This is a genomic window from Moorena sp. SIO4E2, assembly GCF_010671945.1.
Taxonomy (GTDB): Bacteria; Cyanobacteriota; Cyanobacteriia; order Cyanobacteriales; family Coleofasciculaceae; genus Moorena; species Moorena producens.
The window spans coordinates 1-11,029 of record NZ_JAAHIE010000229.1 but is presented as its reverse complement, the minus strand read 5'-3'; the positions used below and the strand labels follow the sequence as shown (position 1 = coordinate 11,029).

Genomic DNA, 11,029 nt, shown 5'->3' with positions numbered 1-11,029 from the left:
CCTTTGAGCAAGCCCGTATGAACATAAACAAAGCCACCCACCAAGGCAAAGGCATTTATATCGTTGTTCCTGACTACTTGAAAGGTATAGGGAAAATTGGGGCGATCGCTATAGGGGATTAATCTCTGACCAATGTCTTGGACGTATTCAGTGATTTTGCGTCCGCGGTAAATCTCCAGCCCTTGATCAACTTCTTGTTGATTCAAACACTTACCCAGCTCTAATTCTTGTTGATCAGAAATGGTGATTAACTGAATTATCTCAATTCCTGCATCACCATCTAACCCACAGGAGTCAAATGCTGATGAAGTATTGGCTAACCCTACCCCTAGAACCAGTGCCACAACTACCAGAATCAGCAGGTAAAACCATCGACGATGGGAAGCACGCTTAATCCAAAAGAATGGGTTTAACATAGTTGTCTATTTAAGTCGTCTATTTGAATAATCAAAAATAGGGTTGTAAGTATTCATTATTCAGCTTTCAGCAGTCAGTATTCAGCAGTCAGCAGTCAGCAGTCAGCGATTTAGTTAGCACATTTTTCATAAGCAGCTTGTCGTATACCTTGGTAATAAATCGAGTCAACACCCAAGGATTTTTCCAAAATTATATTCCACCTTAAGTTAGTAATAAATTTATCAATTTTTGTCTTCCATTCTATATCATTATCAGGTAAAATTATTCCGTAAAAATCACAAGTCAACGGTCGGTCAGGAGTTAAGGTAAAATCCTGGAATGTCAGCCCTTGTCTTAAGGCTTCTGCCATTAAGAGCATGCCATCACTGGCAAAAGCATCAATTCTCCTTTCGACGACATCTCTTAGAGCCAATTCTCGACCGTTAGAGCTTCTGTAACGAGTGTCTACTATTTCAGCTAATGGGTAGGTACTGGAGATTAAGGGATGTGTATTTGAACCAGGAAGGACACCAATTTTTTTACCAGCTAGGGAAGTTTCAGGATTAAATATACCCTTCATTTCGGGTCTGATTAGAAAATGTGTCCCGGAAAAATAAAAAGCAGTGGAGTAAGTAACTCCTGATAGTGGTGGAGCACTTTTGATCGTATTGGGACCACAATCTAGATGTACCTTGCCATTGGCTACCATCCCATAACGATTGTTAGGGGAGTCTTCGTCTAGAACAGATGGAATTGCCTCGAACCGAACAGGTCTATTGAGTACTTCACCAAGATGGTTGGCTAGAACATACATTTTAGTCACGCAGTAGCCTTGCCATTGATCTTGCTCTAGAAAACCAAAGGGAGGGGCATCTCTCCTAATTCCTACTTTCAAAACACCAGTGCGCTTAATTTCTGACAAGACTGTTTCAGCTAAACTGGCTGAGGTAAAGGTTAAGGATAAGATAATACTAAGGGTGATAGTGGCTAGCTTATTACTCATTTCTTTTTCGGATTTCAGGCTAATAATTACTTACTGATATCACTTTCCAATAGATAAATCGCTCAAAGCTTATCTAAGAGGATATCTCCCAAGTTTTTTGATACTGAATTTTGCCCCCCTAGCCCCCCAAGCGAGGGATTGCTCGCTTGGGGGGAACAAGAATCAATTTGCTGGTAAAAGTCCCCCAAACTTGGGGGATTTAGGGGGCTTTTATGTAGCAAATGATACTTCTCAGACAACCTCTAACCCTTACCCTAACCCTGATAAGTGCCAGGAAGTTATGGCAATAGTATCAAAGTATTACCAATAACTAATAATTTTTTTCATAAAATTTAACATAAGCAGTCTTGCTATAACTTCAGCCAATTCATTGATATTACTAAGCTATTTGGCTTAATATTTAGGTATGAAAAGCTATTATTAATAAATTAATAATTTAGCTTCCGGCAAAAGAAGCCCCACATCTTAATGCGCAGCATAAGTGTGGGATGAATTTTGCACAGGGTCTGCATGGAATTGCTATAATATATTTACTGATAAACAAAGCCGAAAATGCTGGTTTGTCAGCACAGCAGTCTTAAACAAAAGACCAAGAAAACAGAGCGGCAGCGATGCAGCGCGGTCTTGGGGGTTTCCCCCACTCGCTATTGCATCAAGAGAGGGCAGTCCGTTCTTAAAGCCCAGCGCCTCCTAAGCAATAGCTGGATTGGCGCTTGTTGCCCACACTGAACTCAAAGAGTCAGTGTGGGAGCTGTCACTCAATAGACATCTCCGACAAAGAATCTGAAACCCCGATCCTATCTAGGTGAAAACCTAATTTCTGGAGATGTCTAATCTTTAATTTTCACCAAACTAGAGTCAATATCCTTGACCTTAGTACAGCCACTTAACGCCATCGCTATATCTAATTCATCTCGTAACAATTGCAAGACATGGCGTACTCCAGCAACTCCTGCTACAGCTAATCCCCATAACACCGGACGACCTACCAACACCGCTGATGCACCCAAGGCTAGGGCTTTGAGCACATCAGTGCCTCGACGGATACCCCCATCGATTAATACTGGTAGATGATTTCCTACGGCTGCGACCACTTCGGGTAAGGCATCGATGGATGCGATCGCACTATCCAATTGCCGACCGCCATGATTGGATACAATGATTCCTTTTGCTCCATAGTCCAATGCCTTGAGAGCATCATCTCCTCGCAAAATGCCTTTGACTAACACCGGTAGAGTAGTGATCGATTGTAACCATTCCAGATCCCGCCATGTCAGTGTTGGATCAATTTGCTGGGCAAAATAGCTCAATAAACGCGATTCTCCTGCAGTTTTGGTAATTTCTAGACCGGTCATAGTCCCTAAATTAGCCAGTTCCATCCCTACTGGTAGAGTAAATTCATTGCGTCGATCCCTTTCCCGACACCCCAACACTGGTGCATCTACGGTCAGACAAAGGGCACTAAAACCAGCTGCCTCGGCCCGTTCCACAAGTCTACGGGTGAGAGTGCGATCGCGATGGACATACAGCTGAAACCATGAGGGATTTTGGATCTCGGATGTAGCCTCCTGCTTCTGTTGGCTCTTTTGCCCAGCAAGGGCTACAGCTTCTAAGGGTTTGGTGGACATCGTACTCAACACCATGATTGCCCCTACCTCAGCTGCAGCCCTTGCCGTTGCCAATTCACCCTCTGGATTGGCCAGACACTGGAATCCCATCGGAGCCACCAGAATCGGTATGGGGAGAGACTGATCTAGGATTTGTGTGCTTAAATCTCGTTGACTAACATCCACCAACATCCGAGGACGGAGTTTTATCTGTTCAAAAGCTGCACGATTGTCTCGCAGTGTTACTTCATCCCAAGCACCACTGGTGTAATAATCCAGTGCCATGGCAGATAGATACTGCGGCGCTAGGGCTTCGTATTCGAATAGATTAATGGGTTGATTCAAGGTTATTTTGTTGTTTGCCAAAGGCGTTCGGTGTAGGGTAGCTGGACATCTGGAACCCTTCTGAGTAAGGCACCTGACCGGCTGCGGGATTAATTATACAGGCTTTTAGATCAAGTCCACATGACAATGGCAAAGACACCAGAAATAGCCCAGAAGCTAGAAAGAATCGGCTTTTTGCTTTATTTCTGTAAATTGGTTTTAGTCTTGATAATCAAAAAAAGAAAGATAATATAAAGATTAAGGGTAAATAGTTATAAGACGAAAGAAAGCCTGAAATTGTTTCTTAAACAAGGATTAACCTAAATTTAACTAAACCTTACGCCATTACTTACCATTACTTAGTAATCGCTCTATAGTCTTGACCAAGTGTGGATTGCGACACCCTAACATTGCTGGGAGTTTTTTACAGTGGTCAAAGCGATGAATTTCAAGAAAAATAGCTGGAAGCTAGCTGGCTTGTTTGCCCTAGTAGCCTCAACTGTTGCGTTAGTGGCACCAACAGTTAACTCTCAAGGTAGACCCACTGTCAGAATTGATGGGTCTAGCACCGTTTACCCAATTACTGAAGCAGTAGCGGAAGAGTTTCAGGATCTCAAGAAAAATGGGGTACGAGTAACCGTTGGTATTTCTGGAACTGGTGGCGGTTTTAAGAAATTCTGCAAAGGTGAAACCGACATCTCTGACGCTTCTCGACCAATTAAGGACAAAGAGAAGGCACTGTGTGCTGAAAATGGCATTGAGTATATGGCCATTCCAGTGGCATACGATGCCATTACCGTCGTAGTCAATAAAGGCAATACTGCGGTTACAGACATTAAAGTTGAAGAACTCAATAAAATCTGGAAGCCTGAATCTGAGGGGACTGTAACCAAATGGAGTCAAGTAAATTCCGCTTGGCCAGACCTGCCCCTAGTTCTGTACGGTCCTGGTGCAGACTCCGGAACCTTTGACTACTTCACCAAAAAGGTTAACGGCAAGTCTGGTGCTAGCCGCACCGATTACACCCCTAGTGAAGATGACAACGTTTTGGTTCAAGGTGTAGAAACGGATCTAAGAGCCCTGGCATACTTCGGTCTTTCCTACTACCTAGAAAACCAAGACAAGCTGAAGGCTGTTGCTATCAATGGGGTGACGCCTTCTCTGACAACGGTACGTAACGGGACTTACACGCCCCTATCCCGACCAATCTTCATCTATGTCAACAAAAACGCTGTTAAGCGTACGGAGGTAAATGATTTTGTGACCTATTACCTCCAAAATGCTGAGCGATTAGTCACTGAAGTTAAGTCGGTGCCTCTATCTTCTGCAGACTATGCCAAATCCCTGGCAGAGTTAGAGGTTCTAGTCGGTAGCGGTAACTAAGCCTAGAACTGAATCTAACCTAGAGGACTTAATTGGTTTAATCTCGTCAAGAGCGATTAGTAGTAGAATTATCAATCATCGCTCTTGACTTATGTTGAAAAGAGTCCTAATTTATCAGTAATTAAGTTCTGATTAAAACCTGTAACGTATCACTAATTACAGACGTTGGTAGATCACTCAGCTGCCTTTAAACAATACTTTTATGACCGATTTTATGACCGAAAAACTGATCCGACTTAACCAGACCAAACGCCTCTCACCAACATTAATTCGCAATTTGCGAGAACGGGGGATTGAAATACTATTGTTTTTGGCGGCATTGTCTTCCGTCGCCACTATGGCAGCAATAATCTTTTTCCTGCTTAGGGAATCTCTGGCATTTTTCAAGGAAGTTTCATTAATTGATTTCCTTACTGATACCAAATGGACACCGATGTTTCTGGAGAAACACTACGGAATTTTGCCATTGATATCAGGAACCCTAGTAACCGCTACGACTGCTCTCCTACTTGCTATCCCGACCGGAACTATTGCTGCGATTTACCTAAGTGAATTTGCTCCTCCTACATTACGAGAAATAATTAAACCAGGTTTGGAACTTTTAGCAGCAATTCCTACAGTAGTTTATGGTTATTTTGCCCTGCTGGTAGTTAGCCCTCTTCTGCGCAATATTTTTACTGAATTGCCAGTTTTTAATATGCTAAGTGCCGGTCTAGTCATGGGTTTGATGATTATTCCCTTTATTAGTTCCATTAGTGAAGATGCCATGCGAGCGGTTCCGGTAGAGTTACGGGAAGGGTCTTATGCTATGGGAGCAACTCGGTTACAGACAGCATGGAACGTGGTGTTTCCTGCTGCTATTTCCGGCATTGCCTCATCCTACATCCTAGGAACATCAAGGGCTGTAGGGGAAACGATGATTGTTGCGATCGCAGCGGGCTTACAACCCAAGATCGCTTGGAATCCCCTGGACCAAGCCGCTACAATCACTGCTTACATCGTCCAGGTAAGTCTTGGGGATTTGCCTCATGGTACTCTAGAATACCAGACCATTTTTGCGGCTGGACTAACCTTAGTCTTAATGACTCTAGTCCTAAACATCATTGGACATTTCTTAGCTAAGCGTTATCGAGAAATTTATTAGTATAGCGATTTTAAATTGGGTGAAGTACATAATGTTTTGATTTTAGTGATTATCCATCAATCCTAGTTTCACATCTAATAGTAAAACGCTATATAAATGTCACAAGAAAATTTACTTACAATTCGAGAAGATATAAATCGCCGTAAGCTTATTAATCAGATTTTTGCCATCGTTGGTTTGGTAGTTATTCTGGTCGCTATATTTATCTTGCTGGGGTTAATCATCTATATGGTAAAATCAGGGATATCCCGGATTTCACCAGAGTTTTTTACATCGTTTCCTAGTCGTAGAGCAGAAAAAGCGGGGATTATGTCGGCCTGGGTAGGCACTAGTCTGGTGATGTTAGTGACCGCCTTAGCTGCAGTGCCCATTGGTGTAGCTTCAGGAATTTATTTAGAAGAATATTCCCGAAAAAACTTGCTAGCGGATTTCATTGAAATTAATGTCACGAATTTGGCAGGAGTTCCCTCCATTGTCTATGGTTTATTAGCCTTGGGCTTATTCGTCTATGAGTTAAATTTAGGTCGAAGCATTCTCTCAGCAGGTTTGACCTTAGCGTTGTTAATTCTGCCAGTGGTGATTGTCACCACAAGAGAGGCACTGCGGGCAATTCCTAATCATCTCCGGGAGGCTGCTTATGCCCTGGGAGCCAGTAAGTGGCAAATGATTTGGGATCATGTTTTGCCCTATTCCTTTGGTAGTATTCTTACAGGCGTAATCATTGGTTTATCTCGGGCAATTGGAGAAACTGCTCCTGTGGTTACCATTGGTGCTCTAGTATTTATTCGCTTTTTGCCAGATTCTCCATTAAACAGCGCATTTCCTTATATTCCCTTTCAGGGTGAATTTCCCTATCTAAACTTACAGCAGCTATTTGCATGGGTTCAAGCTGAATTCACAGTTATGCCGATTCAGATGTTTACCTGGGTATCTAGACCTGAACGGGCATTTGAGGCAAATGCTGCTGCAGCCGGTACAGTCTTGATTGCTATGACCCTGGCTATGAATGGTATTGCTATTTATCTACGCTATCGCTTCCGTAAAGGTCTAAAATGGTAGAGAAACTATCTGATAAATTATCCGACTCAACCATTAGTAACGCCAAAGCTGAGGTGGATAACCTCAGTTTTTACTATGGTTCATTTAAAGCTCTCAAAAGTATTAGTTTAGTGGTGCCAGAAAAACAAGTAACCGCCCTAATTGGACCATCAGGGTGTGGCAAAACCACTTTACTGCGATGCTTCAATCGTATGCATGACCTTTATCCTGGTAATCGCTACGAAGGAGCAATCTGGCTCGACTCCGATGTCAACATTTTAGGTAAGAAAATTGACCCGATAGAAGTGCGGATGCGGATTAGCATGGTATTCCAAAAGCCTAATCCTTTTCCTAAATCAATTTATGATAATGTTGCCTATGGGTTGCGAGTGCGCGGTGAAAATAGGCGTCGTGTGATTGAAGACAAAATGGAGAAAGCCTTGCGGGGAGCGGCTTTGTGGGATGAAGTAAAAGACCGCCTCTATGACTCAGCCTATAACCTATCTGGAGGTCAACAACAACGTCTTTGTATTGCCCGGGCTTTAGTGGCTGACCCAGAGATTATTTTATTCGATGAACCCACCTCTGCCCTTGACCCTATTGCTACTTCCAGCATTGAAGAATTAATCGCTGAGCTGAAGAAACAGGTCACAATTTTGATTGTGACTCACAGCATGCAACAGGCAGCAAGGATATCGGATTATACCGCGTTTATGTACTTAGGGGCAATGATGGAGTTTGGGGAGACTAGGCAAATCTTTGAACGACCCGCGAACTCACAGACAGAAGCTTATATTAGCGGACGCATTGGTTAGAACCTCAGCGTTGCTTAATAATGGAGTTTTGTGGAATAGGCATCTTGCCTGTTCCTTGATATTTTGGGGCGGGCAGGATGCCCACTCTACTCCTATTCATTCTTTGACTGACGCAACGCCAAAAACTCAGCAGGCTCCGGTGAGGGGATTAGCGATTAGCCCGAAGGGCTACGCTACGCGATCGCATATCGTAAACCCTTGTCAAACATCCTGCTTCCTTAAAAAATTGCTATAATTTTCGGTTGATTCCCAGTTTGAGGTCAACCTTGAAAACTGTTGCTGTCTTTTTTGAGGAAGCAGGCACCTTTTCCTACCCATTTAATAAAAAAAAGTACATACGACACATTGCCCAACTTGGTGAAGCAATAGAAGCCTTTGGTGCCAATTTTCGTGTTGTTCGTCACCAATCTTCTTATCTAGGGTCAGGACAATTTTCCCAGAGTTGGGAATTACGAGATGGACAAGTTATAGAAACCGGTCCTATCAAAGCTGATGTCATTTTCGATAAAGGATTGTTTAGCTCTGATGGAACTATCCCAGTTCTTAACTGTCAGGAAATTAACGAAATTTGCACCAACAAATATAAAACCTTTCAGCTGTTCAGTGACTATTCTCCCCAAACCTATCTTGTTAACACCAAAGAAGAGTTTATTGAGGCACTCAAAACTATACCAGGACAATATAAAGTTGTCAAGCCAGTAGATGGTCTTGAAGCCAGAAATGTCCACATTGGAGACGATGAGTTCTTAAAGAAGCAACATTGCCCCTATCCCTTCTTAGTCCAAGAGTTTCTCGATTCACGCTCAGGTATACCCGGTATTGTTGATGGTGTCCATGACTTTCGTGTAGCACTCCTCAACGGGGAAATTCTTCACTCTATAGTACGTACTCCAGCTTCAGGAAAATTAGTAGCATCCGTGACTGAAGGAGGCGAGATGCGTGTTGTAGAAATAGAACTCATCCCTAGCACTGTCTTAGAGCTAGTTGAACAAATTGAAAAACATATGGTACAGTACGGTAACCGATTTTATGGCATTGATATTGCCCTAGTTAACGGTCAACCGAAAATCATCGAGCTTAATTCTCGTGTTAGCATTTGGGACAATCAACAACATGAAGTATTCGCTAGCACGAAGAGAAAACTTGCCGAGGTTTTAGTAGCACTCTGATAGTTGGGTAGGGTGCTTGATAAGACGGGCGATCCCTCATTTTATGCGTAGTCGTCACCGTTGGGACAGAACGCCCGAAAATTGTAACGGGCAAGATGCCCATTCCACCCACCGGGTCAAACTGCTTTTAGGATATGCACCCTTATCAATTCCACCAAATATCTAATTATACCAAATAATAAATTATGATCGAGTTTGAAAAAATAATCAACTTAACTGTTGATAAACTCCTTAAGTATTTGCAGGAAAATAAAAATACCGATACCAAGGTAATAGATTACAAAAGCCCTCAAACCCTTAAGGAAAAACTCGATTTAAGCTTACCGGAAAACGGAGTTCCCTTAGCCGATTTAATTCCGATTATTGAATCATACCTCGATCACAGCGTGCGGACTAGTAGCCACAAGTTTTTTAACCAGCTTTGGGGTGGATTTGAGATAACTGGATTATTAGCAGAAATGGTAACTAGTACTGCTAATACTTCTATGTATACCTATGAAGTTGCTCCAGTCGCCACGCTGATAGAGATTAAATTGATTGAGGCTCTCAACGACTTGATCGGTTTTCCTCAAGGTGAGGGGTTGATGGTGACAGGAGGGAGTAATGCTAATCTGATCGCCATGCTTTGTGGGCGACACAAACTCCTACCCGAAGCCAAAAACAAGGGATTGGGAAATCACCAGCTCGTAGCATTCATCTCAGATCAGGCCCACTATTCCTTTTTCAAAGCAGCAAATTTGTTGGGCATGGGCATAGACAATGTAGTTAAAGTTAAATCCGATGGCGATCAGCGCATGTGCCCGCAACAATTAGAAGCTGCTATTCAACAAAGCCTAAGGGAAGGAAAAACACCTTTCTTTGTTACAGCTACTGCGGGCACTACCGTTGCCGGTGCATTCGATCCTTTGCCCTCAATTGCAGAAATTACCAGCAAATATGGACTCTGGCTACATGTGGATGGGTCTTGGGGTGCTCCGGTTTTGTTCAGCAACCAGCACAAGCACCTGTTGCAAGGTAGCTCCTTAGCAGATTCGTTTACTTGGGATGCTCACAAACTCATGGGCGTGCCCTTGATTTGTTCAGCTATTCTGGTTAAACAACCAGGGACTTTATTGGAGGCTTGTTCTAGTCAAGGTACCCACTATATCTTCCACGATGATGAAGATAGTTCCTATAATCTCGGAGCTATGTCGTTGCAGTGTGGGCGGAAAGTAGATGCCCTTAAGCTGTGGCTAGCCTGGAAATACTACGGCAAAAGTGGTTATGAAGCACGGGTTGACCGCTTGTTTGAACTCGCTAGCTACGCGGCGGATTATATTCGCAGTTGTGAGAAATTACAATTGATAGTTCAACCAACATTTTTGAATATCTGTTTTCGCTATAATCCCAGAGATAACAGTCTGTCTAATCATGGTTTAGATCAGCTTAATCTGGAAATACGTGATCAATTAATGCGCTCCGGTCAAGCATTAGTCAATTACTCTCACTATCAAGAACAGATTCTAATTCGCTTCATTCTCAGCAACCCAAATATTAACGAAGCTGATCTAGATAGCTTTTTTGCTAACTTTATCAAAATTGGCGATAGTTTATCCTAGCAGTAGTCGTTTTAGGCGATTGAAATGTAAGCATTCAGCCGTCAGCTGTCAGCCGTTGGCCTTGGCCTTTGGGCCACCCTACGCGAATGGCCACGCTACTTGAGGTGCCTAATGCTTAAAATAAACATCAAAAAATAAACATCAAACGGGAGAATTGAATAGTTCGAGATTTTACAACATTGAAAGTCTGGGGATTTGCCCATCTAAGCATATGTCCTAGGCGCAAGCTACTCGAACAGCAGTCAGCCATTGGACTTTGGCCTTTGGCCAAGCCTGCCCATAAGCTGATAGCTGATACGCGACACGCTGAATGCTTACATAAAAACAAAAAAAAGCTGACGAATCTATAAACGAACGCCAGCATCTAAATTGTAAAGGTGTAAAAATCAGGTAGAGAATGGGAAAGATAAAATGTCTTATCTCATTCTGCTGTCTTGTCTAAACAAACATAGTCGTAAGCATTCAGCCGTCAGCTATCAGTTATCAGCTATCAGCTAACAACCTACGCCCACGCTACTTGAAGTGCTCAAGGTCTGAGGCCATGCTAAGCGA

The 11,029-nt window shown here is 42.9% G+C and carries 10 protein-coding genes; 7 read left to right on the top strand and 3 right to left on the bottom strand.

Annotated features, from left to right (window positions below):
- From F6K37_RS21550 to F6K37_RS21540, 3 genes are all read right to left on the bottom strand, one after another.
- Positions 1–416, bottom strand: a 416-nt coding sequence (locus tag F6K37_RS21550) for a M48 family metalloprotease (RefSeq protein WP_287252044.1), incomplete at its 3' end; no start/stop codon positions are given.
- Positions 417–526: 110 nt separating this feature from the next.
- Positions 527–1,399, bottom strand: coding sequence for a transporter substrate-binding domain-containing protein (locus F6K37_RS21545; protein ID WP_008177726.1), 873 nt, complete (start codon positions 1,397–1,399; stop codon positions 527–529).
- 830 nt (positions 1,400–2,229) lie between these two features.
- On the bottom strand, positions 2,230–3,351 hold the full coding sequence (locus F6K37_RS21540) for an alpha-hydroxy acid oxidase (RefSeq protein ID WP_287252042.1): 1,122 nt from the start codon (positions 3,349–3,351) through the stop codon (positions 2,230–2,232).
- 420 nt (positions 3,352–3,771) lie between these two features.
- Between F6K37_RS21540 and F6K37_RS21535 the strand changes: the two genes are divergently transcribed.
- From F6K37_RS21535 to F6K37_RS21505, 7 genes are all read left to right on the top strand, one after another.
- Positions 3,772–4,713 (top strand): PstS family phosphate ABC transporter substrate-binding protein, encoded by a 942-nt coding sequence (locus tag F6K37_RS21535; RefSeq protein ID WP_287252040.1) that lies wholly within the window; start codon positions 3,772–3,774, stop codon positions 4,711–4,713.
- Positions 4,714–4,927: 214 nt separating this feature from the next.
- Positions 4,928–5,857, top strand: a complete 930-nt coding sequence (gene pstC / locus F6K37_RS21530) for a phosphate ABC transporter permease subunit PstC (RefSeq protein WP_044491810.1) — start codon at positions 4,928–4,930, stop codon at positions 5,855–5,857.
- A 96-nt stretch (positions 5,858–5,953) separates the two neighbouring features.
- Positions 5,954–6,916: a phosphate ABC transporter permease PstA gene (gene pstA, locus F6K37_RS21525; protein ID WP_008177735.1), complete on the top strand. Its 963-nt coding sequence runs from the start codon at positions 5,954–5,956 to the stop codon at positions 6,914–6,916.
- Positions 6,910–7,710 (top strand): phosphate ABC transporter ATP-binding protein PstB, encoded by an 801-nt coding sequence (gene pstB, locus F6K37_RS21520; RefSeq protein WP_008177738.1) that lies wholly within the window; start codon positions 6,910–6,912, stop codon positions 7,708–7,710. The genes pstA and pstB overlap by 7 nt, the downstream gene beginning before the upstream one ends.
- Positions 7,703–7,945, top strand: coding sequence for a hypothetical protein (locus F6K37_RS21515; protein ID WP_287252038.1), 243 nt, complete (start codon positions 7,703–7,705; stop codon positions 7,943–7,945). The genes pstB and F6K37_RS21515 overlap by 8 nt, the downstream gene beginning before the upstream one ends.
- Before the next feature lie 31 nt (positions 7,946–7,976).
- Positions 7,977–8,879 carry an ATP-grasp domain-containing protein gene (locus tag F6K37_RS21510; RefSeq protein WP_287252037.1) on the top strand — a complete coding sequence of 301 codons (903 nt, stop codon included), beginning with the start codon at positions 7,977–7,979 and terminating at the stop codon, positions 8,877–8,879.
- 185 nt (positions 8,880–9,064) lie between these two features.
- Positions 9,065–10,477 carry a pyridoxal phosphate-dependent decarboxylase family protein gene (locus F6K37_RS21505; protein ID WP_287252036.1) on the top strand — a complete coding sequence of 471 codons (1,413 nt, stop codon included), beginning with the start codon at positions 9,065–9,067 and terminating at the stop codon, positions 10,475–10,477.
- Positions 10,478–11,029: the final 552 nt, after the last annotated feature.

Coding starts and splice junctions, on each gene's coding strand:
- F6K37_RS21505 (WP_287252036.1), top strand. CDS start 9,065: ATGATCGAGTTTGAAAAAATAATCAACTTAACTGTTGATAAACTCCTT.
- F6K37_RS21535 (WP_287252040.1), top strand. CDS start 3,772: ATGAATTTCAAGAAAAATAGCTGGAAGCTAGCTGGCTTGTTTGCCCTA.
- pstB (WP_008177738.1), top strand. CDS start 6,910: ATGGTAGAGAAACTATCTGATAAATTATCCGACTCAACCATTAGTAAC.
- F6K37_RS21545 (WP_008177726.1), bottom strand. CDS start 1,399: ATGAGTAATAAGCTAGCCACTATCACCCTTAGTATTATCTTATCCTTA.
- pstC (WP_044491810.1), top strand. CDS start 4,928: ATGACCGAAAAACTGATCCGACTTAACCAGACCAAACGCCTCTCACCA.
- pstA (WP_008177735.1), top strand. CDS start 5,954: ATGTCACAAGAAAATTTACTTACAATTCGAGAAGATATAAATCGCCGT.